This window comes from Candidatus Melainabacteria bacterium (assembly GCA_003963305.1).
Classification (GTDB): domain Bacteria; phylum Cyanobacteriota; class Vampirovibrionia; order Obscuribacterales; family Obscuribacteraceae; genus PALSA-1081.
In genome coordinates this window covers 209,929-232,901 of record RXJR01000009.1, presented here as the reverse complement: position 1 = coordinate 232,901, position 22,973 = coordinate 209,929, and the positions used below count along the sequence as shown (strand labels likewise).

The 22,973-nt window shown below is 50.0% G+C and carries 17 protein-coding genes; 9 read left to right on the top strand and 8 right to left on the bottom strand.

Annotated elements, in window-relative coordinates; all coding sequences use genetic code 11:
* Positions 1-29: 29 nt before the first annotated feature.
* The gene (uvrB, locus tag EKK48_11055) at positions 30-2,078 is read left to right on the top strand and encodes an excinuclease ABC subunit UvrB (GenBank protein RTL42521.1); all 2,049 of its coding nucleotides are present in this window, start codon (positions 30-32) and stop codon (positions 2,076-2,078) included.
* A gap of 33 nt (positions 2,079-2,111) precedes the next feature.
* On the opposite strand, the gene EKK48_11050 is transcribed toward uvrB, so the two are convergent.
* The 3 genes from EKK48_11050 to EKK48_11040 form a co-directional block, all read right to left on the bottom strand.
* Entirely contained in the window at positions 2,112-2,726 is a 615-nt protein-coding gene (locus EKK48_11050; GenBank protein RTL42520.1) for a hypothetical protein, read from the bottom strand.
* Positions 2,727-2,883: 157 nt separating this feature from the next.
* Positions 2,884-3,654, bottom strand: a complete 771-nt coding sequence (locus EKK48_11045; protein ID RTL42519.1) for a response regulator — start codon at positions 3,652-3,654, stop codon at positions 2,884-2,886.
* Positions 3,572-5,092, bottom strand: a complete 1,521-nt coding sequence (locus EKK48_11040) for a DUF4118 domain-containing protein (GenBank protein RTL42518.1) — start codon at positions 5,090-5,092, stop codon at positions 3,572-3,574. Before EKK48_11040 ends, EKK48_11045 begins: the two co-directional genes overlap by 83 nt.
* A gap of 113 nt (positions 5,093-5,205) precedes the next feature.
* On the opposite strand from EKK48_11040, the gene EKK48_11035 reads away from it, so the two are divergent.
* The 4 genes from EKK48_11035 to EKK48_11020 all read left to right on the top strand — a co-directional run bounded on the left by EKK48_11035 (position 5,206) and on the right by EKK48_11020 (position 10,874).
* The gene (locus tag EKK48_11035; protein ID RTL42517.1) at positions 5,206-7,347 is read left to right on the top strand and encodes a serine/threonine protein kinase; all 2,142 of its coding nucleotides are present in this window, start codon (positions 5,206-5,208) and stop codon (positions 7,345-7,347) included.
* A 24-nt stretch (positions 7,348-7,371) separates the two neighbouring features.
* Positions 7,372-8,097 (top strand): hypothetical protein, encoded by a 726-nt coding sequence (locus EKK48_11030; protein ID RTL42516.1) that lies wholly within the window; start codon positions 7,372-7,374, stop codon positions 8,095-8,097.
* Positions 8,098-8,797: 700 nt separating this feature from the next.
* A complete protein-coding gene (gene rpoD / locus EKK48_11025; protein RTL42515.1) occupies positions 8,798-9,823 on the top strand; it encodes an RNA polymerase sigma factor RpoD in 1,026 nt (341 codons plus the stop codon).
* A gap of 70 nt (positions 9,824-9,893) precedes the next feature.
* Positions 9,894-10,874, top strand: coding sequence for a hypothetical protein (locus EKK48_11020; GenBank protein RTL42514.1), 981 nt, complete (start codon positions 9,894-9,896; stop codon positions 10,872-10,874).
* Here the strand turns inward: EKK48_11020 and EKK48_11015 are convergent.
* Complete coding sequence (locus tag EKK48_11015) at positions 10,829-11,335, bottom strand: hypothetical protein (protein RTL42513.1); 507 nt, start codon at positions 11,333-11,335, stop codon at positions 10,829-10,831. The two genes, EKK48_11020 and EKK48_11015, sit on opposite strands and share 46 nt — an antisense overlap.
* Positions 11,310-11,915, bottom strand: a complete 606-nt coding sequence (locus EKK48_11010) for a DNA-3-methyladenine glycosylase (GenBank protein ID RTL42512.1) — start codon at positions 11,913-11,915, stop codon at positions 11,310-11,312. Before EKK48_11010 ends, EKK48_11015 begins: the two co-directional genes overlap by 26 nt.
* Before the next feature lie 150 nt (positions 11,916-12,065).
* On the opposite strand from EKK48_11010, the gene EKK48_11005 reads away from it, so the two are divergent.
* Positions 12,066-16,634, top strand: coding sequence for a diguanylate cyclase (locus EKK48_11005; GenBank protein ID RTL42511.1), 4,569 nt, complete (start codon positions 12,066-12,068; stop codon positions 16,632-16,634).
* Here EKK48_11005 and EKK48_11000 read toward each other — a convergent pair.
* A complete protein-coding gene (locus tag EKK48_11000) occupies positions 16,631-18,403 on the bottom strand; it encodes a hypothetical protein (GenBank protein ID RTL42510.1) in 1,773 nt (590 codons plus the stop codon). The two genes, EKK48_11005 and EKK48_11000, sit on opposite strands and share 4 nt — an antisense overlap.
* A gap of 162 nt (positions 18,404-18,565) precedes the next feature.
* On the bottom strand, positions 18,566-19,033 hold the full coding sequence (locus EKK48_10995) for a hypothetical protein (GenBank protein ID RTL42509.1): 468 nt from the start codon (positions 19,031-19,033) through the stop codon (positions 18,566-18,568).
* Between the two features lie 102 nt (positions 19,034-19,135).
* Between EKK48_10995 and EKK48_10990 the strand changes: the two genes are divergently transcribed.
* From EKK48_10990 to EKK48_10980, 3 genes are all read left to right on the top strand, one after another.
* Complete coding sequence (locus tag EKK48_10990; GenBank protein ID RTL42508.1) at positions 19,136-20,179, top strand: low-specificity L-threonine aldolase; 1,044 nt, start codon at positions 19,136-19,138, stop codon at positions 20,177-20,179.
* Positions 20,180-20,270: 91 nt separating this feature from the next.
* The gene (locus EKK48_10985; GenBank protein ID RTL42507.1) at positions 20,271-20,711 is read left to right on the top strand and encodes a hypothetical protein; all 441 of its coding nucleotides are present in this window, start codon (positions 20,271-20,273) and stop codon (positions 20,709-20,711) included.
* Positions 20,712-20,805: 94 nt separating this feature from the next.
* A complete protein-coding gene (locus EKK48_10980) occupies positions 20,806-21,108 on the top strand; it encodes a hypothetical protein (protein RTL42506.1) in 303 nt (100 codons plus the stop codon).
* Positions 21,109-21,124: 16 nt separating this feature from the next.
* Here the strand turns inward: EKK48_10980 and EKK48_10975 are convergent, their stop codons facing one another.
* Positions 21,125-22,849, bottom strand: coding sequence for an alpha-glucosidase (locus EKK48_10975; protein RTL42505.1), 1,725 nt, complete (start codon positions 22,847-22,849; stop codon positions 21,125-21,127).
* Between the last annotated feature and the right edge of the window lie 124 nt (positions 22,850-22,973).

The following is a 22,973-nucleotide window of genomic DNA, read 5'->3' as shown; positions in this document are numbered from 1 at the left end:
TTGGATCCTTCCCGCTGACGCAGCAGAATATGACTCGATTCGAGGTCATCTCAAAACACAAGCCGGCCGGTGACCAGCCCAAGGCGATAGCCCAGCTCAAGCAAGGTATTGAAGCAGGGAATCGCTATCAGACACTGCTGGGCGTAACGGGCTCCGGCAAGACGATGACCATGGCACAGCTCATTCAAGAGTCACAGATGCCCGCGCTTGTGCTTGCGCACAACAAAACACTGGCGGGGCAACTGTGCAACGAGATGAAAGACTTCTTCCCGAATAACGCGGTGGAGTACTTCATCAGCTATTACGACTACTATCAGCCGGAATCATACATTCCCAGCACTGACACCTTTATTGAAAAGGAAGCCAGCATCAACCAGGAGATCGAACGACTCAGACACTCTACGACCCGATCAATCTGGGAGAGAGATGACGTCATTGTAGTTGGCTCAGTGAGCTGTATTTACGGTCTCGGCGTACCGGAGAGGTATCTGTCTGCAGCCATTGAAGTTCGCAAAGGGCAGGTCTTCGATCGTCATGATTTCTTGCGCGCACTGGTGCATATTTACTACGAACGCAACGACATAGTCATAGAGAGAGCCCGATTTAGAGCGCGTGGAGATGTTGTCGAAGTCTACCCGGCTTACGAAGAGCGCGTCATTCGCGTCGAATTCTTTGGCGACGAGATCGAGCGCATCGCTGTCGTAAACCCTGTCACAGGCGAAATTGAAGAGCTGCCCGATATGATCCGCATCTATCCGGCTAAGCACTATGTAGCTGACGAGTTGGAATTGAAGACGGCCATCGCGCAGATCGAAATCGAGCTTGAGGAGCGCATCGGCGAACTCGTATCACAGGGCAAGCTTGTCGAAGCACAACGGCTGAAGCAGCGCACTCGTTTTGATATCGAGATGTTGAACGAAGTGGGCTACTGCAACGGCATCGAGAATTATTCCAGAGTGCTGGAAGGACGATTGCCCGGGCAACCACCGCAGACACTGATTGACTATTTCGTGCGCAAATACGGTCGCGATGGATTCATCACATTCATCGACGAGTCACATGTAACCGTGCCGCAACTGCACGGCATGTACGCCGGCGATAGATCGCGAAAGAATACCCTCATAGATTTTGGCTTCCGCTTGCCCTGCGCACGCGACAATCGACCGCTGACACACGAAGAGTTCTGGGCTAAAGTAGGCAAAGTCGTCTTTGTCTCCGCCACCCCGGGCAACTGGGAATTAGAAGTCAGTGAGCAAGTCGTAGAGCAGATCATTCGCCCGACCGGTCTCATCGATCCGCTTTGCGAAATTCGCCCGATCAAAGGTCAGATTGACGATTTGATCAAGGAGATCAAAGACAGAGCAGCCCGCAAAGAACGGGTGCTGGTCACGACTCTGACCAAGCGCATGGCGGAAGACCTGACAGAATATCTGCAAGAGATTGGCATTCGTGTGAAATGGTTGCACAGCGATATCATTGCGCTGGAGAGAATCGAGTTGCTGCGGGATCTGCGCATGGGTCAGTTCGATGTGCTGGTCGGAGTAAACCTGTTAAGAGAAGGGCTAGATTTGCCCGAAGTCAGCCTGGTTGCGATCATGGAAGCAGATAAAGAAGGCTTCCTGCGAGCAGAAAGATCGCTTGTACAGACCATTGGACGTGCAGCACGAAACGTCGATGGAAAAGTAATTCTCTACGCCGATCGCACCACCGATTCAATGGCAAAAGCAATCGGCGAGACAGAACGGCGCCGAGCCATTCAGCAAGCCTACAACATAGAACACAATATAATTCCGACCACCATCGTCAAGGAACACACAAATACCCTGCTCGAGCAGTTGCGTGGAAAGCCCGATGATTTCTTCAATGTCGAAGACGACGATTTCCTCAAGCCCAAGGATAAGTACGAAAGCGACGACGAGAAGACAAAGCGAAAAACGAACGTAGCAAACGTGATTCGCAAACTAGAGAAAGAGATGAAGACAGCGGCCAAGAATCTGGACTTCGAGCGTGCCGCCGAAATTCGGGACCAGCTGCAAGTCTTGCAAGAGAAAGCCACGAAGACCAGGCAGTCGCAGTAAGCAGTGAGCAGTGAGCCGCAGTGAGCTGCCTGTTTAACCGGCAATACCCAGCAGAGCTGCTATGCAAGAGACAGCGACGAATGTCGACCAGAAGGCTGCTGCGCGAATGTGCATGTGCCTTTCGTCCCACGCCTGGAGCTGCTTGAGCACGTTGTGATCGATGGCCAGGACTTCACTTTCTTTAGAATCTTTTGTGTCGGCTCCGCTCGTCTCGTCCTTTTCACTTTCTGGCTTTATTCCGCGCATTCTGCTTATCGAGTTTTTGTAACTCAAAGCTTCCGGCGAATGCGGGAAATTGGGCCAGATGCTAATTAATGACGTCAGTCGAATGCGCTCCAGGTTATCTAGATCTGAGGGCAGCGGCTCAGCAGAACTCATATATTTGAAAGACCCATTCTTAACAGTAAGAAGCACTTTTAACGCTTCATAGGCAGTGTAGTTGCCGCCTCTTATCGACGCACCTACAACGAAGGTGCTTTGAAATATCCCCACTTCTCCTTCGATGTTTCTATCAGCGTCAACTATGCGAAGAATTCCGAAAGTGATGGATCTCTCCTTAAGAACAGACCACAACATTTCTCGAGGTGTGGTGCCGTTCTTCAAAACACCACTCAAGACACAATCAAAATTTCTGGGCTTCTTGACCATTTTCAAGGGACTCCTGCTTTCCTTACTCTTCTATCAAACACCGACCACCCGTAAAGGCGCCGTAAAGATGAGCTGTGTGATTAACAGGCACATTCATAAAAGAGCTGCCAGTGGGGTTTTTGAAGATTCGAAATTTTTGTTAAAACCGGCTAATAGATCACTCGCAAAAGCGATATCCAAGACCAGGTTCGGTGATCAAATGTCTGGGATTAGCCGGGTCGACCTCGAGTTTTCGGCGCAACTGCCCCATATAAACCCTCAAGTAATGACCTTCTTTGGCATAACCAGGTCCCCATACTTCTCGCAGCAATTGTTGCTGACTGACAAGCTTGCCAGGGTTCTGCACGAGTGCAAGCAGCAACTTATATTCGTTAGGAGTCAGGTGCACCTCTGCATCATTTAGAAAGACGAGACGCTTAGCCATGTCGATACGAATTTGACCGGCCGCAAAAATAGGTTCCCGCTGATCCATCTTCGCCAGGCTGGCATGCCTGAGTGCTACTTTAATTCGGGCAAGCAACTCATAAACCCCGAAAGGTTTGGTTAGATAATCGTCGGCACCAAGGTCAAAAGCTCTGACCTTATCCACTTCCTGATTGCGGGCAGAGAGAACGATCATAGGCACGTGAGACCATTCTCGGACTTTCCTGGCGACGTCGCTGCCATCCATATCGGGCAATCCCAGGTCAAGGATGATCAAGTCAGGCGTCTTATCTGCCACTAGATTCAATGCTTCCTGCCCGCGAGTCGCCTCAGCCACCTGATAGCCATTGGTAGTCAGGCTAACTCGCAGAAAGCGACGAATCTCGGGTTCATCCTCAACAATCAGAATCAACGGCAGAGACTCAACCACTATTGTGCACCTCTTCAGCGACAACAGTCGGCGGCATCTCACTGGCAGGCAATGTGAAAACAAAACGTGTGACATTAGCTTGCACACGCTCAGCCCAGATTTTGCCTCCATGGAAGTGAATGATGCTTCGACAAATAGTGAGACCCAAACCGATACCAGATATAGTGTCGTTCGACCCCGAACGATAAAACTTGTCGAAAATTTTCTCTTCTTCGCCTTCCTCAATGCCCATTCCGTGATTGAGCACCGACACCTTCACGACTGCGTCTTCGATTTCAGCAGTCATGACAATCTCAGTACCGGAGATGGCATATTTAGCGGCATTGTCCAGCAAGTTGACCAGAACTTGCTCAATCAACAAAGCATCCATAAGAATGAGCGGCAAATCGGCGGGAATCTTAGTGACAATTTTGAATGGCGCAAGTTGTTCTCGAGTGCGGCTTATCGCAGCACCAAAACACTCTTCGATGCTGTTCCATTCTTTATGCAACCTGACAGAACCTGATTCCAATCTGGTCATGTCGAGCAAGTTCAAAAGAAATCTATTCAGGCGATCTGCTTCGCCGAAAATGGAAGCGCCCAGCTCGCGACTCACTTCGACCGTGACAGCGCCGCTGTCATCTTTCAATACACTGGCCGCCCCCATTATGGCAGCCAGGGGAGTGCGAATGTCATGCGAGACGGAGCTGAGCAAAGCGTTTCTCATCTTGATAGTTTCCATCAGGACTTTTCTTTTTTCGGCAGTGTCCCAGTGTACAGAACGCTCAATAGCAAGAGCTGCTTGATTTGCCAGCGTTTCAAGTAATCGGGTGGAATGGCTGGTGATTGAATCAAGTTCAGAGCCAGTCACTGCAAGTACACCAACAATTGAAAGCGAACCCTTCAGAGGCAAGTAAATGCCCTGGCTGTGCGTCTCACTGGAGCCAATTTTGCACATCTGTTTCTGCTCCAGGCACATTTTGGCAGCGGCCAGTTGATCGGCGGAAGCCTTAGTATGTTTACAGGGTTTCAGAACTCCGTCGTCAGCGAGAACAAACAAAAGGGTCGGTCTGTCGAAACTCCGGGTGATGTGATTGCAAGCAATTGACGCAAGTCGTTCTGCATCATGAGTGTTCGCCAGATCGCAACTCATGTTGTAGATCAATTGAGTTTCAGCTTCTTTCTCGACAGCTTCCGTAAATTCACGTCTAGTTGCGGAAGACATTCGCGCAATGACAACAGTGACTACGACAACACCGGCAATAGTAAACAATGAATCTCGGTCGAGCAGCGTTAATTGCCCGCGTGCAGACAGGAATAAAGTGTCATAGGCGATGAGACTGAGAAGACATGTGCAATATGTAGCGGTCTCACTAAATCTGGTGGCAGCATAGACGATGCCTATCATGTAAACGATCAGCAAAGTAGCCGGCTGATGTACATATTCACTCATAATCGCAGCGATGGCGCTGCAAAGAATAACAAGCACCAAACCGTATATGAATTCTCTTGGATTTTGCCCGAAGAAACGCATCTTCCCAATAATGAGGTCCTGACCAACCTGTGCATACTACCACCAAGAAGTGAACAGGAGAGCAACCGCCTGTCGCTGGGTATAAAAGAGGAAGAGATCTCACAAGGTGCGCCGTGGACACAATTCAGACCGACGCTGGTTCGAATGCGACCAACAATGCGAGTGCAGATGCGACTGAGCATGAAGACCGTGCTGCCGCAAACGGCGCCCATTCATCAGGTTCTGCCCCAACGTTCCCGTCGGAACAGTTCGGACCAGGGGATTGCATCGATGAGCGCTACCAGATCGTCTCGGTGCTGGGACGAGGTGGCTGCGGCTGCGTCTATAAAGTAATTCAAGTTGCCCTGAAAAAAGAGTTTGCCTTGAAAACCCTTAACCCTCTCAGTACCTCAGAAGTGACTACACTTAGACTGCACAAAGAGGCTCAAGCAGCAAGCCGCCTGCAACATCCCAACCTGGTTCGAGCCGTCGACTTCGGAATGATCGGCGGCACTCAGCCGTATCTCGTCATGGACCTCGTGGAAGGTCCGACACTGAGCCAATACTTGAAACAGCATGGCAAGACATCGGTTAAGGAAGCGCTTCAACTTTTCCTCCCCCTGTGCAGCGCCCTCGCCTACGCACATGAGCAGGGCGTTGTTCACCGAGACCTTAAACCCAGCAACGTCATTTTGTCTGGTGATTCATCGGGTTCTATGCAGTTCGTCCCGAAGATCGTAGACTTCGGCATTGCAAAATTGAAGTCATCCGATGCCACGCACGCAATGACACTGACTGCAACGGGCGACATTTTCGGCACGCCGCTCTACATGAGCCCTGAACAGTGCATGGGAACGGGAGTGGATGGTCGGAGCGATATTTACGCTCTGGGCTGCATGTTATTTGAAACTGTGACTGGTGCACCACCGTTTGCAGGAACTAACGCACTCGAAATTATGATGCAACACAATACGGCCAAAATGCCTTCCCTGAAGGAAGCGTCTCTCGGAGAGTCGTACCCACCAGCTCTGGAGAAAGTAATTGGTCGGATGCTCGAGAAAAATCCCAGAGATCGCTATCAAGATTGCACCGCCGTAGCAAAAGATCTGGAAGCGGTTGCCCGGGGAGACTTCAAAGGCATCAGTGTCTCGCCCGAATCCATCGCACTGCGCCAGAATCGACAGTTGCAATTGTCTACATCGCTGGTGAGCGCCGCCATAGGTATTATATTCGGTGCAATTCTCACTTTTGCCGCGCAACAGTACTTAAGCCCGACATCCACGCGTGAACATGACACTAAGACAACTGAGTCGACAGGTACAGGTGTATTCGACCTGGATACAGGGTTTTCATACTATTCAACTATCGCCGGGACCAACAAAATCTTCAACTTCCCAAGCTCACAAAAGCACAGCCTGGGCAAGATTTACTGGTGGGAAGCGGGCAAATTGAGAAGCGTCGAAGCCAGAGGACGTCAAACAGTACCGCGCGACGCGAAACTCATTTTTTCCGTAGATGGAGTTATTCTGGTTGCTCCGAACATCTGGCCTTGTTTTCATCCACGCGAGTTTGACGGTATAGTTCTCGCTCCTCACACTTGCTATGTCGATCCAGATCCACTCAATCAGTCTTTACGCGCCATATCTGAGCAAGACAAATTGAGAATCTTGACTCTATCCGAAAAATTGATGACGGCAAAATCCTTCTACAGTTTCGGCGGCCTTACTCACCTTCGCTGGCTGACTCTGCGAAACATACTGATAGATAACGTCGATGGCCCACTTAGCGGGTCAAAATTAGCGGAATTGGAAAATCTTCAACAATTACAAGTACTACAACTAGAGAACATTGTCGGCATAACGCCTGCTCTCAAGAAGCTAGCAGGTGGAACTGGCATACGCCGGCTCTCGATCATCGAATGCAAGCTGAACACAGACGACATAGCACTTTTACCCGAATTGCATTCTCTAGAAGTCTTAAATATGCACTCTGATACCATTCAAGAAGCTGATTTCTGGCGAGCAGTCATGAAAATGCCTAACCTGAAGCAGCTGATTCTTGAGGCAAACTTGGTGGAGAAACTCAATCCTGAAGCACTTTCCAAATTGCACCTGACTCTCGTAACCGATGTCGCCAAGTTGCCACCCTCTGTTAAGAAAGCAATTGAGAGCAACCATGCAATCAAACTCATAGATGATCCCGATGCTGTTAAATCTGGGGGCGATCTCTTTGATCCACTTAAATCTGATCCCGATGCCGTCTTGAGTCCAAGCTGACTTACTATCAAGTAAGATGAAGTAATGAAACTTTCGTCCCGAAACCTCATTCTCGCTTCAACAGCCATCGTGTTCGCATATCAGACCGGTCTGGTCCACCAAGTATTCGCACAGGCACCGGGTGTGTTCAATATAGAAATCAAACGACAATCCAAGAAAGAAACGTTATCGCAGCAGCTCTCTGAGATCTCCCGATCCTCGAAAATCGTTTCATCGAAAGTCACCTCACCCTCTAATCCGAAGTTCACTTATAACGTACCCTTCATAAGTAGTTTCGCCGGACAAGCAAATCTCACCGTTGAAACCAGCCTCGATGAAGTAGACATGCCATCTCAGCTTTTAGATGCGTGCCTGCGATCGGCCGTCTGCGTGCCTTATGAAAGTTTGAAACCGCTACATCTGTTGCCCATCGGCACAGTTAACATAATAGGTCCGACAGCAATAGTTTTGAACTTCTATTCAGGCGCACCAGACAGATTTTCCATCGGCAACAGCTGGTTTTCAGATCGTACCGGACCATCCAGCGAGATTGTTCAACTAATCCACAGCAGCGCACCACCTGGTGCCGACGAAACAATACTGGCGAAAAATTTCCATATCGACGGCGGCATTTCTCCAAAATGGTTTCAGCGGTACTGCCTCAACAACAAGACCATTGATGGGCGTGCTGTGAAAGTCAATATTGAAATAGTCGATAACAAAATCAAGCGTTGCTCTCCACCGTACATCGAGCAGGCCTTTTTCGACTAAAATTTGCTGGGCATCATATTCAATACCACTACCATTGCAATCAATTCGACATTTGGTAATTGATAGGCAACACAAATCTATTTCTCATTCCAGAGAAAAATGGAACGCCTCTCAGCAAGCACCTCTATACATATAAATGTAGACGCTCGAATTGAACCTGGCGATTAAAGCAGCCCTGGTGTAAATACGAAAAGCAGGCGCCTATCGCATTTTTTGAGCCCGTTAATCAAGTAGATTCTGTTAAAACTTCCAAAGAATCAAAATCCAGAATTGCGGAAAAGCTCACCAGTTGGCAGAATCCACAGTTGCACTAGTAATTACCGCAGCAGTTAAACTAGCTTAACACGATGCGCACGACCGCTTGAGCGCACTTATACTCATTTAGCAGTCGTTGCCAAGCAACGTCCTGCACCTGGCGTAATCCGAGATATAAAGAGGTTTTCAAGAGCTCATTCAAGTGCCGTTAACGACAAGTTTCGGCAAATCTGAAGGAACTGTATAGAAACCCCGAAACTGAAAATTACGCACATATGATACTGCCGCGGAGATTGCTACTGAAAACTCTTCATCCTGATAAACGGTCCACCTCGTTGGACAGACAAGTAAGCAAATAAACATCGGATGAACTAAGAGATTTCTAATAAGCAGCGCAGTAGACGCGTTCGCGTCATTTATTGTCAGAAGCTAAAACGAGGAACCTATGGCTAAAGCAAAATCCGGAGACAATGAAGGCAGAGGAATGGGCGGAGTTCTCGTAGAAGATGAGAACATCGCAAAGCGCAACGAACTAGAAGAGCTGGATCTCACCGACGAAACCGATGCATTTACGATCATCGATGACGAAGAAGATCACCTCGATGATGACGATGAACCAGTAGAACTGCCTTCAAGCAGAGAAATCGCCACAGAAGATTCCGTTCGTTTGTATCTTCGCGAAATCGGTCGCATTCAACTGCTCAAACCAGACGAAGAAATTGAACTGGCTCGTAAAATTCTCCAGGGCGACATGATCGCTAAGAGAAAGCTGGTACAAGCCAACCTTCGCTTGGTTGTCTCAATCGCAAAGAAATATATTGGAAGAGGCCTGTCATTCCTGGACCTGATTCAAGAAGGCAACCTCGGCTTGATTCGTGCCTCTGAAAAGTTCGACCACGAGCGCGGCTACAAGTTCTCAACTTATGCCACCTGGTGGATCAGACAGGCTATCACCCGTGCACTGGCAGACAAATCGCGCACAATCCGCGTACCTGTGCACATGGTCGAAACAATCAACAAGCTGAAAAAAGTAACTCGTCAATTGGCGCAAGAACTCAACCGCAAGCCGACCGAGCAAGAACTCGCGAAGTCCATGGATGTTTCACTGGTCAAGTTGCACGAAATCATCAAGGCAGCCAAAGAACCGATTTCGCTGGAAACGCCGATCGGTAAGGAAGAAGATTCACGACTCGGCGATTTCATCGAAGATGCTGAAACAGACAGACCTGAAACAACCGTGACCCACGAGTTGCTCCGTCAGGATCTAGCTAAGATGCTGAACGAACTGACTCCACGTGAGCGTGATGTTCTCCGTCTGCGCTTCGGTCTGGACGATGGACGCCAGAGAACACTGGAAGAAGTCGGTCAACTGTTCGCAGTAACACGCGAGCGCGTAAGACAGATCGAGTTCAAGGCACTCAGAAAACTGAGACAGCCAGGAAGATCTTCTCGCCTGAGAGAATATCTCTAAACTTCTGACTTGTAACGGCCCGAGTTTATTTCAACTCGGGCCGTTTCTTCTTTTATGGAGGTCTTGACGAGTGGCTTTTTCGGACGATTATGCCTCGACATTTTCAAATGACGAAAGTGGAGACATTTTTGACGCACCAGATGTAGTGCAGCAGTCTCCAACTACGACAGAGCGCGTCGTCGACACTCAATCAGGCTTCCTGGTCGTAATCAAACGAGTCGATTCGAGGTTCTCACTTTCGGTCAAACGCAGAATAGGCACTCCTCCGGCCAGCAGTATTCTTTTGACTCCTGATGAATCCGTCAAATTATCCAAAATTCTAGGCAGCGCCGGTGCAGAGTTTCGCGCTTCGAGCCGCGTCGGTCTTCACTCAACAGCTGACTCAGAAAGGTGGTCGACCCCTGCTGAAGAAACCTTATCCAGGAATCTAGATGACTTAGAAGCAGGGTCCCCAAGGGCACCCCATACCCGCGCCTATACTGCCAGACGCCCACGTAGCTCCCGTCGCAGGCCCACCGCTCCCCTCAAACTGCCTTTCAAACTGATCGGTATCGTCGCCGCCTGCCTGGTTCTCATTCCAGTATTAGCGACAGTCGGATACAAATTTATGACTGTCAGGCACCCCGCTCCGGCCCAGGCTGAAGTAAAACCGGCGGTTGACGTGGCAGCAATAGAGGCAGAACGCATCAATAAGTTCGCGCGCACTTTCGTATCTGACATGTTGGATTTCAACCCTGCCAGTTACCGGGTCTCTCAAGTTCATGCAATGGCGAATATGTCGCCGGAACTGCTCGAAAATTATTGGAAAGAGACGCACTTTCCGCTCTCACCGGAACAACTGAAGTCAACGCCGCAGGGTATGACGCTCATGATCACAAAGGTTGAGCAAGAGCGCATCGACGAAGCATCCAGAAAAGTGGACATTTTTGCTGAGCTGGTCAGCCCCAACAGCAAGCTAAGCAACCCAGTGCACTTGCAACTGAAAATTGCCACGAGCGATGATGGTCAACTGCGGGTTCTGGAACAGAAGGACTTGAGCGCAAAGAAGTAAGGTACCAGGAAAGCTGCAATTAGCGATCCGGCCATATCGACGGCGACATCCTGTATCTGAGCGCTGCGTCCAGGCACGAACGACTGGTGCCACTCATCGGTTGAGGCATACAGCAAGCAAATCAGAAAGGCAAACATGCCCGGCACTACGAAGCTCGGACGACGGATGGTCATAGAAGCCCACCTGGTCAGCCAGAAGAGCATCGCGTATTCGAACATATGAGCACATTTGCGGATCGGTACGTTCATATCGCCCAGAACCTGTTCGGTCATCTCACCTGAGTTCGCCTGGTTGGAAAAGGCGAAGATAACCCCCATCCAGGCAACTACGAGAAACCAGCGAAATGCGGGCTTGGAGTAAAGCGAAGTAAGCGCACATGTTGTCATTGGTCGGGTCTCCGTATCCGCCGCCCCTTGCTGAGACGGTCGTGCCGGACTATCTCTTCTTGCGTCCCGAAACATGCGGATGTCCTTTCAAATAGAAGCGCCATGGTCTTTCTGCAGCCAGCTTGATGCCAATCCGGGTGGAAACCTCGATGTCGCTTTTGTTCACTTTATCGCCTTTGCAAATGAAAAGCTCGGATTGTAAATCGCACAAATCCAGCCCATTGTGAGACTTATCGATCCCCCAGAGCCGACAAAGTTTGCCGGGTCCTTCACCGCCCGTTACACCTATTGCTCGAATCAGAACCGCTGCCGGTGTGTTTTCGGGCTCTGTGACGACATTCAGGCAAAAATACATGCCGTATATAAAATAGACATAGGCGTGCCCGGGCAGCCCAAACATCACCCTGTTGCGCTCGGTTAATCCGCGAAAAGCATGACAGGCAGGGTCATCTTCAGTGTATGCCTCCACCTCGACAATGGGTGCCTGCAGGACCGAGCCGTCCGGCAAACGCCTGCAAAGTTTCGTGCCAAGCAGCTCTTTGGCAACTATCAAAGTCGGCCGCTTGTAAAAAGCTCGATCAAATAACCTGAACTTGTCCACCAGGGCTAATTTTAGCAAAATCGATATCAACCAGGTGACGATTGAGATGCGCATCAGCTATGCCTTGATACAAGATCGTGTATGCCGCGTCTCAGGTCAAGGAAATGCGGGAATGATGTAAGGGAGGGGTAGTGTTGAGAGCAACACCTTCCGTCTGTTAGACTCAAAATTGATGCGAACATACTTCAGCACTGAATTTTAGCCGTGACCGCAAGTAAAAATTCTCAAGAGCAAGTGCTTCCTGAAAAGGAAGAATTTTTTGACGCAATCAGGCGGCACATTTGCCAGGCTCTTGGGTTCGACTTTGTTTTCGTAGATTACGTGCGCGAGCCCGAAATCATCAACTTGATCTCGTTTTCGGCAGAAGATGAAGATACGGAAGCACGAGAATTTGTCGGCACACTGAGTGATGAGAATCAGCAACCCCTCACTGTAGCGAACACTCACGTGGCGCAGGATGTGAAGAAGACCCAGCGTCCGTGGATTGGCAAGGCTTACATGGCATCAGGCGCGGTGCCCGCTGAACCAGAGTCGGAGCTCGACGATGACGACGAAGATTCTGATGGATTGTCAGCTGAGAAAGAAGGTTACCCTTACTCAATCGTTCCGATTCTCCAAACACCGCATGGCAATGCCGGCACGGTGCGGGGATTGATTCGCGTTCTTTCGTTTGATCCGACGCGCGAAATTACTCAGCAAGATCTAGCCACTTTGAAATTGATGGGCGAACATCTCAGCACCAAGATGTCACAGTTTGCACCCAATAGCGACGCGCAACCAGCGGAAGCCAACCGGGTATCTTTCGACAGCGAATTTGTACTGATTGTTCACTCGAATCGCCTCGTGCGCAGAAGATATTCTCGAATTCTAGGCGAGAAATACCAGGTACTCGAAGCAGACAGTGCGGACAAAGCGACGGAAGCTCTGCAAAACAATCGCGTTGACTTGATAGTCCTGGATTCCGAGGTGAAAGGCAAATCAGGCTACGCATTCTGCCGTGTCCTCAAGGAATCAAATCAATTCAAACACGTGCCTGTGATCTTAGTCACTTCCGACACCAATCCCACAGCCAGAGTGGATGGACTCAACGTCGGTGCAGATGACTGCTTATCAGAATCTTGCTTCGACTCCGAGTTACTCGCCCGGGTCAAATCGTCAATGCGTCACCGCAAAACTGAACGCGAGCTGGCCATTCAATTACAACTGCTCGAAGATTATGCTCAGCGTCTGGAGCAAGCAACCGAGCATCTCTCACAAGACAAGCAACTGCAACTAAAGCGAAACAGAGAGCTGGAGCTGCTTCGGTGGGAATCTGACATTTTACGTTCGCAGGATACCTTGCTGCATCGCATCAGCAACACAATCAGACAATCATTCAACATAACCGAGAACTTGCACAAAATGCTGGAGGCTTTCTCCGGCTGGTTCAATTTGGATTGCTGCTTTGTTGTGCTGCCGAGCGATGATGAGCCGGAAGATTCAATCAGATCAGAATATTTCGCCGACGAAGAATATCAACTGATGCAGCAAGATGTTGATTTGAGAACACTGGAAGTGTTCAAACAGCATTTCCAGGGCGAACAGCTGCTTATGGCTAATGATGCCGCGCACGATCGCCGTCTCGAGCCATTCCGCAAAGATGCTTTGCCAAACTATCACTTCTTTTCGCTGTTCTTCGTTCCTATTACGTATGAGCAGAAACTGCTCGGGTTACTGGGTGGTTACAAATGCGAATCGCAAGCGAACTGGAACCGCGACAATGAAGCATTCCTGAAATCAGTGGCAGACCAGGTGGCGACCGGGGTTACCAACGCCAGACTGTATGCCCGAGTGCAACGTCAAGCCACTACAGATGGTTTGACCGGGCTGTATAACCACCGCACCGGTCAAGAGAAACTGGCTGAACAGCTGCGTCTGGCAGAAAGATATCAGCGCAACCTGGCCGTGGTCATGTTGGATGTGGACCACTTCAAATCAATCAACGATAACTATGGACACCCTGCCGGCGACTCCGTTTTGAAGGCAGTGGCTAAGCTCGTAAAGAGCAATTGCCGAGACGTCGACTTGCCGGTGAGATATGGCGGAGAAGAGTTTCTCGTCGTGCTTCCCGAAGTTAATCAGGAAGGGGCGGCTGTAGTGGCGGAACGTATCCGCAAGAGCCTTTCGCAGGAAATTATTCACCACGAAGACATTCAGATCTCCGTCACCGGAAGCTTTGGTATTGCCGCTTTTCCAGAAGACGCGCACAACCAGCAGCACTTGCTTGACCTGGCTGATAAGGCTCTGTACCTCTCGAAGCGGCTTGGTCGAAACCAGGTTCATACTGCCGGCGACTTGATGTTCGAAGAAATCAGTCCCAGCAAGCCGCCGGAACAGCCGCCTCGTGCCGATACACAGCGTAAGAACGAAGCTGAATCGTCGGCTGATGAGACGACAGAAAAGTCGGGGCAGGAAAAGGATGTTTCGCCACCAGCAGTGGTGACCAACTCCGGTCAATTCACCTTGCCTCAGAATACATATGCTGATTTCGTTCCTACAGCAGTGTCTGCGGCTGCAGAACAGAAAGAGGAACTGGTCCCTGAAGTTGTCGACATGGTCAAAGCACTGGCCACCGCCCTTTACTCCAAATCTGATTACAACAAGCAACATCATCTGGAGACGGCACGACTGAGCGAACTCCTGGCGAAAGTAATGGGACTCAGCCAGCAGCAAGTGGAGCAAATCAGAGTCGCCGGGCTCTTGCATGACGTTGGCACGCTGTCGATTCCGGCTGATTTGATCAATAAACCAGGCAAATATAACGCCGACGAGCGCGAAATTATCAATCAACATGCAGTACTCGGTGCGCAACTGCTCAGACCGATTCGTGCTCTGCGCGACATATGCGAAATCCTCGAAAACCACCACGAACGTTGGGATGGAACGGGATATCCTCGAGGACTAAAGGGAGAAGAGATACCGCTACCCGCCCGCATCGTATCAATCGTCGATTCTTATCACGCCATGATTTCGGATCGACCTTATCGACCGGCAATGACTCGCGAACAGGCGATTCAAACATTGAAAAATGGTGCCGGTCTTCAATGGGATCCTTTCCTGGTCGACATCTTTGTTGCCGTGCTTGCCAGCTTGAACGATCCACGCTCTGCTCCGCTCTCAGCACCGACGCCTGCGACTCCGCGAGTCGAAGCACTGACGAATGACCAGTCGAAACCAGCACCTCAAGCCGCATCGAATTCGGCTCAGTCACTGAGCGTGCCCACCACCGAACAATCAGCCGACAGCTCTGTCAACCAGTCGCCGCTTGAATCAGCTGAAACAGCCAGCCACACTGTTGAGAAAGTTGAGGATGACGGCAGCGAACAACCAGTCCTCAATGCTCGCCAACGCCTTCTGCAACACAGCCAACAGCACCAACCCTTGCAATTGGCGCAGCAGGACTCTTCGGCATCCGGAGATAGAACAGATGCGAGCGAAACGCCTTCTCGCCCTGCTTCCGATATTGACACCAGCGATAACTTAACGCCTGTGTCCGGAAACATTTCCGTGACTGCGCAAGTTTCATCAGGAAGAGAAATTGACGACCTCAAAGACGAAGAATTCGGGGAATCTGAAGATGAAGAACAGGACGATGACGATGACTATGAGGATGAGGCAAGCCCAGCTTCACTAAGTCCTACCACTCAAAGTGCTCAGCCTCAAGGCACTCCAAGCGCTTTAGAACAACTCCGACGAATACCGCCTGAACAACAAGCTGCTATCTTCCATCAGGCCAGTCAAAGAGCTAGCGAATTGCCGGCTCACGCACAGCAAGGTCTGGCGCCCCAGCGCTCAGACAGCCAGGCGCCTATGAACCCAGCTACTCCTGTGCAAGCAGCTCCCACGCACACAGCCCCTCAATCTGCTTCCGCCCAAGCTCCCACTCAAGCACCCGCTGCGGTGCCGCATGCGCCAGCGACTCCGGTAGTCCAGAACGCATCAGCTTTGTTCAGTCGGGCTCCCTACGATGCATCCGCACAACGTCCACAGCCTCTTCCACAGCAGCAGGCTCCCGGGCAGAACATCTCGCAGCCACCGCCGCAGCAACCCGCTCCCGGACAACACATCTCGCAGCCACTGCCGCAGCAGCCCGCTCCGGCGCAGCACATCTCGCAGCCACTGCCGCAGCAGCCCGCTCCGGCGCAGCACTCTCAGCCAATGCCGCAGCCACAAGCTCCTGCGCAGCACATCTCTCAGCCTCTGCCACAGCAACAAGCTTCGGGACAGCACATCTCCCAGCCTCTGCCGCAGCAACAAGCTTCGGGACAGCATATCTCCCAGCCCCTACCGCAGCAACAAGCTCCAGCGCAGCACATCTCTCAGCCCCTGCCGCAGCAACAATCTCCAGCGCAGCACATCTCTCAGCCTCTGCCGCAGCAACCGCAGCCGAACTCACAATTCTCGCAACAGCAACGTGCGTTCCCCTCTCCGACTCAGAACCAGCAGCAAACAGCACAGCAACCATCATCTGCAGCACAGCCGGTCACACCGAATACGGTGCCCCAACCTACTGCACCGCAGACGCCACAAACACACAACTTATTTCCTCATCTACAGCAGCTGCAAAACCAACCCGGGCAGAACCCAGCGGTTTGGCAGCAACCGTATGCATCGCAGTCGCCATACGCAAATCCAACTGAACAAAAACCAGCCAGTCAGCCGGCGCAGCAAGAACTGTCCGCACAACAGCCGACTGCCGAGCAAGACTCAGAGCAATTCTACGAAGAGCCTTAGACTGGGGTAACCATCGGCGTAATATGGTGTGCCACCAGGCGTTCCGCATATTGCTTCTCATCTAATTCTTTCTGCAATTGCAGCTGCTTGAGGTAGAGATCGCGCTGTTCCTTCGCGACTTTGGCTAGTTGTTCCTCTTCCTTTTTCAGGCGCTCAGCAGTTTCCTTTTCTTCTTTCTTGCGTTGCTCTTCCTTTCTTTTGCGCTCTTCCTCTAACTCGATCTCCTTGCGTTTGCTTTCTTCAGCTCGTCGTTTATCCGCTTCGGCAGCGGTTTCATTAGGGTTGGTACCAGAGCCCGGTCTGAAGATTGTATCCGCCGTCGGTCTTCCAGCAGATATCCATTTATCCGGATTCGTTGCCTTATCAACCGCCGAATCCGAGACTACATCGAGATCTTTGTCCTTCGGCCAATTATTATCCAAACGGAATGATCTTGTGCGATCTTTATTCAAGGATATATTCATCGCGTGTAATCCATGCCCGTCCGCCCCGCCGCCCGGCAGATAAGGAGCGTCTACGCAAATCTGAGCCGATTGCCCTGTCTTTCCTTGAAAGTCAGCAAGCTTGTTGCGCAGATCGTCGGTGCCACTAAATGTGGTGATATGCAGGTCGGGTGGAAAGCCCTTTCCTGCTGGCGGTCTGTCTGAACCAGCCAATTTCTGATGAACGAAGACAGCACCATCATGTCCGCCAAGAGCTTTATTGAGATGCGCAACATCCCACAATGCCGCGCCCGGATTGTCTTCCTTAAATACATAACCATTACCGGACTTCTTGAATAAGCCTTCGCCAGTCTTAGTTTTGACGCCATAATTCTCCGAATGTGCAGCCATGTACACGTAGCTAGCTTTACCGATGCCGTCTGCTGATGTAGGAAGGCCCGCCCGCTCCGATTTCAAATCGGCCATAGTCTGTCCAGCAAGCGCATCCCAGACATGTCCAGCCGCTCCGCGCTTGCCTTTATCGCCATGATACTGGGGATTGAAGGCAAGACTCGATTCAGCATCAGGTTTGAAGCTGGAGCTATCGACGTGCACAATTCTCGTTTTGCCATCCAATTGCTTGACTTGCGCAAAGCCATTGTTCACTACAGAAGCAGTCAATTCCGCCACTTCAGCCACGTCCCCAGCTTCGAGCTTTTGCTTTAATTCCGACTCCAGGACACAGCTGAAGTGATCGCCTTGAACAACGAATCGCGGCGGATCGGCAATCCGACAGGCCAAATCCTTAACTGTGTTTTTGCGACCGAAGATTGTCGAATAATCAATTTGACCGTCGAAAAGTTTGCCGTCCTTAACGCCATTCTTGTCCAAGATGTCGCACATGGCTTTGTTAATACGAGCCAGTTGCTCCGCCGGAGTACCCCTGAGATGGTCATCGCCGCCGGCTTTTATAGACTTCAATCTGTCCATGCTTTTCAGAGCAAGGTCCTCTGCCTCACTCTTCGTAAATCCAGCGTTCCTCAAAGTAGACGTGTAATCAGCAAGGGCCTGCTTTTCCGAAATGCCTTTGAACTGTTCCGAACAATCTTTACCAGATTCTGGACTGCCATTGTAATTCGCCACATCGGAACTCTTCGGAAATCCTAATTTCACGACTTTCTTCTCTGCTTCGTCAGGCGAGAGACCAGCGAAAGCCTGACGATAAGAATCGTCTCCATGACCAGCAACGAGAGTATCTCGTACCGAGTTCAGATCAGGCTTATCCAGAGCCTGGTGCTGCTGCACCTCTTGAACTTTTTTCGGTTCAGCTGGTGCATCATTGGACATGAAAAAACCTCACGTGGAATCCAGCACCGTCACACGATGTGACAGTAGCCGAAGCAGATCTGCTAACCCTCGCTGTTGTGTCCTGAAAGGTAATCGCGAGTAATTAAGATCCTAAATGCCAATTGTGTCTATTTAGTTGCGAACAATTGCTACACTCGGCAGCTATTCTATTTCAACTGAGCTATTCTGCCGCCTCAGTACTGGGTCGACTTTTCCCAGCTCGACTAGCTGCTTGAAGTTATCCATCCATTGCGGCAACACTTCGCCAAATTTAGCCATCAAGAACAAGTGCATAGCTTCAGCAAAAAAGCCTTCCGCATTGATACGGAATGTCACCAATGTAAATCTGGCGGCACTCTCAAGGTGATGTTCAAATTCATATCGCGAACCAAAGAGCTTGAACTCACTTCTATAGAATGTTCCAGGCTCAAATTCGGTAATTACCAGTGTGGCGTTAAGACCCGGTCCGAGATTTATTTTTCCTTTCGAATGAAGCGCCAGCGGCTCCTTGAAGCGAATGGATTTCATCCCCTTATCCCACTTGGTCCAATTTTCCCAGTCGACAAGTTTCTCCCAAACCTTCTCGATTGGGGCATTGATTAATACCTTGTGAACCGCTAATTTCGTCATAAATACTCAATTCAGGGATAGTATTTTGCATTGCAGCGATACTATTAGTCAATGGAAAGACGCCAATCTTAATGCAATGCAGACGATTTCAGGAGCTTAGAGATGAGAACGATCGACCTTCGAAGCGACACTGTAACAGTGCCCTCGCCAGAGATGAGAAACGCGATTTTCAATGCAGAGGTTGGTGACGACGTTTACGACGAAGACCCAACGGTTAATGCCCTGCAGGAACGCGTAGCAGAACTGCTAGGTAAAGAAAAAGCACTATTCGTCAGCAGCGGCACGATGGGCAACTTGATATCGCTGCTGGTGCACTGCGGTCGCGGCGATCAAGCCATCATCGGCGAATCAAGCCATATCAACTTATGGGAGCAAAACGGCGCTTCCGTCCTGGGTGGGATCAGTTTGAAAACGCTTCCGAATCTTGCAGATGGTTCGATTCACACTTCAGCGATTGAAGCTGCGATTAATCCGGACAATATTCACTGTGCAAGAACAAAATTGATTTGCCTGGAAAACACCTGGAACGGACACCCAATCAAGCTTGATTATATTGAAGAAGTGCGGGGAATCGCCGATCGTCATCATTTGAAACTACATCTCGACGGCGCCAGAATGTTCAACGCCTGCTTGGCACTGAATATAACACCAGCACAATTAGCAAAAAACTTCGATTCTGTCCAATTTTGCTTTTCAAAGGGGCTGGCTGCTCCGGCGGGATCAATGGTTTGTGGAAGCGAACAATTCGTAAGGGAAGCCAAACGCATGCGTAAATTGCTTGGCGGTGGTATGCGTCAGGTTGGTATTCTGGCCGCAGCGTGCCATGTGGCGCTGGATAAAATGATAGACCGCTTGCCTGAGGACCACGAAACAGCACTGCGGCTTGCCAATGGTTTATCCAAACTGCCGCATATCAAAGTCGATCCCACTCAGACTAAAACAAACATGGTCTTTTTCGACAGCGCCATCCCGCATATAAGCAGGACTGCGCTCCAGCAACAACTGCAAGAGAGCGGAGTTCTGGTCGGCATAGAGCAAAGACTCGGCATTAGAGCTGTCACACACTACGGCATCTCTAACGCCGACATAGATGAGGTGCTCAGCCGTATAGCGGCACTGGCTGAGCAGACCCTTTCACCGGCCTGAGCATGCCGAAACTCCATTACATATCGCCACCGCTAATTTTTCCAACTGAACCGTAAAAGACTCGTAAGAAGATTTTGGTTCGGAGGGACGTATGAACCGCTTTAATGTGGTGATTTTGAGCATTATTTTTCAACTGGGCGCCTCAGGTGCGGTCAATGCTCAGCAGAGTTCACCCACTGCCTGCTACATGGAATTACACAAGAAAGAACTAGCGGCAACCAGCTACACAGACTTGTATCAGGTTCGATCGCAAACATCGATTGCACATGACAAACCCATGTCAAAAGAAGAGTTGAATTTCATATTTCCCCTGTTCAAAGCCAGTCTGCCAAAAGAGGTAATAGTCACCAGCGAACAGGTGAACGGCACCAGCGCGATTCTCAAGGCTATCGCCAAACCACGTGACACAGCCAAGCAAAACCCCAGATACAAGGTCAGTGAATCCACAACTGGCGAAATCGAACTGACCCTTGAAAATGGTCAGTGGAAGATAGAACATGAGAAATGGGATTCCAAGATCGTAATGCGGTAGCTTGCTCAAAATCTCCAAGACCCCTGGGAAATAACCGCACAAGTTCCGATAATCTGGGTATATTAGAGAAAGGCGGAAACTCCGGAGACCGACGATGAACATATCGGCAGACATGATTGCAATGGTGCTAACTGCTGCCGGAGACCTCGCTGCGCGTGGAGAAAGCTATCGCGAAGCCGAAAAGCTCTACATGGATGCGTTGTTCTATGCCGAAGAGTGCTGGGGTCCCAAGAGCTTTCAGGTCGCCTCTTTATACGCATATCTCTCAGATATCACGTCCAAACTGGGCAAAACCACTGAATCTGCTCTCTTTATGAATCGCGTCGAAGAAATCAACCGCATCTATAAGAAAGCCCACTCAGAGCCCGCCATTATGGACCTGCTTCACTCGTTTTGAGCTGTCGCTTGCTTACTTACTGCACTTGACCTATGTACACCCCAAATGGAGGCAGAGTCAGGTGGCTCAAACTGGCGCTGCTCGATTTGCTCCTGGGTGAAGCCAATAAAGTCGTCGCCGAGTTCGAATTGATACCAAAAGGTTTCAGATCATATTTCATGACTTTCGTTTCTGGTGTCATATTCAGTGCCACTAAGATGCTCTTCTTCTCACCGCGGCGCACGTAAGACAAAACTTCCTTGTCATCGTCGACTGCCCTGTAATCACCGTTGATGAGGGCATCTTCAGTTCTACGCAAACGAATCAACTCTTTGTAGAAGTTCAGAATTGAATTCTTGTCGGCTTCTTCAGATACAACATTGTATGTCTTGTAACTGTCTGGACAAGGCAACCAGGAGCGAGGACCGCTGGTAAACCCGGCATTCTGAGAAGTATTCCACTGCATCGGAGTGCGCTCACCATCACGACCGATCTCGTCCGGCCATCCCAATTTTCCAATCGGGTCCTGAACAGCTTCTTTCGTTTTTGGATCGTTGTTCTCCATGCCTAGCTCTTCGCCATAGTACAGAAGCGGTGTGCCCCTAAGCGTCAACAGCATGGTGGCAGTCAACTTAGCGATATCATCGTTGTGAACTTTGTCCCCATATCTGACGTAATGGCGAATCTGATCGTGATTGCTAAACAGGTAAACAGGCCATCCTTTAGAAGGATTCTGATCCCATTCGGCAATGCGAGCGCGGAAGTCGGGTGCGGAAAGCTTATTAATGTAGGCAAAGAAGAAATTCATCGGCAGTTGAATTTCATCCATGTTCTTTCCGTACGTCGTGCACAAATCAGCAATATCGCGTCCACCTGTCTCTCCGATAAGCACGCGATTATCTGGATAGGAGTCCACAACCTTGCGCAACTCCTTGAGTACATCGTGAACTTCGGGCAAACGATCGTTGTGAATCCAATCAGTATTTTGATCGCCAAACTTGTTCTTGCCCGGTAAAACAGGATTATCAGGCAGGTCTGGTTCTTCGAATAAGGCCATGATCGCATCCAATCTAAATCCGGCAACGCCACGATCCAACCAGAATCTGGCTGCATCATACATAGCAGTGCGAACTTCCGGATTGCGCCAGTTCAAGTCTGGCTGCTCTGGATAGAACAAATGGTAATAGTACTGGTTAGTTTTGGGATCAAATTTCCACGCAGAGTGCCCGAAGATAGAAGTCCAATTGTTAGGCGGTGTGGAATCTCCTACTCCATCACGCCAGATGTACCAATCACGCTTCGGATTGTCTTTTGAAGAACTTGATTCTAAGAACCATGGATGTTTGTCGGAGGTATGATTCAGCACCATATCCATGATTATTTTGATGTTTCGCTTCTTAGCTTCTGCAACCAGTTCGTCGAAATCAGCCAGAGTTCCATATTCTGGCGCAATAGCAGTGTAGTCGGAGATGTCGTAGCCAAAATCTACCTGCGGCGACGGATAACAAGGAGTCAACCAGAGGGCGTCTACGCCAAGGCTCTTGAGATAGTCCAGTTTCGACGTGATTCCCTTAAGGTCACCAGTGCCGTCACCGTTGGAATCACAAAAACTGCGCGGATAGATCTCGTAAATAACAGCATGCTTCCACCAGGGATCTGCGCCTTGTTTGGTGTCGGCAGCAGACTCTACAGCGAACGAGCGAGAAGCGCAGCTCATACTCATTACAAGCGCAAGCAAACCTGCCAAAAACTGGCGTTTCATCAACGTTTCTCCTGACATGCACGGACCAGACATGATCTTAGCAGGATGTTTTTGACGGAATACATCGATTTTAGTGAGTCACTTTTCGAACACAATTATCATTTAACATCGAAACATCAACCTA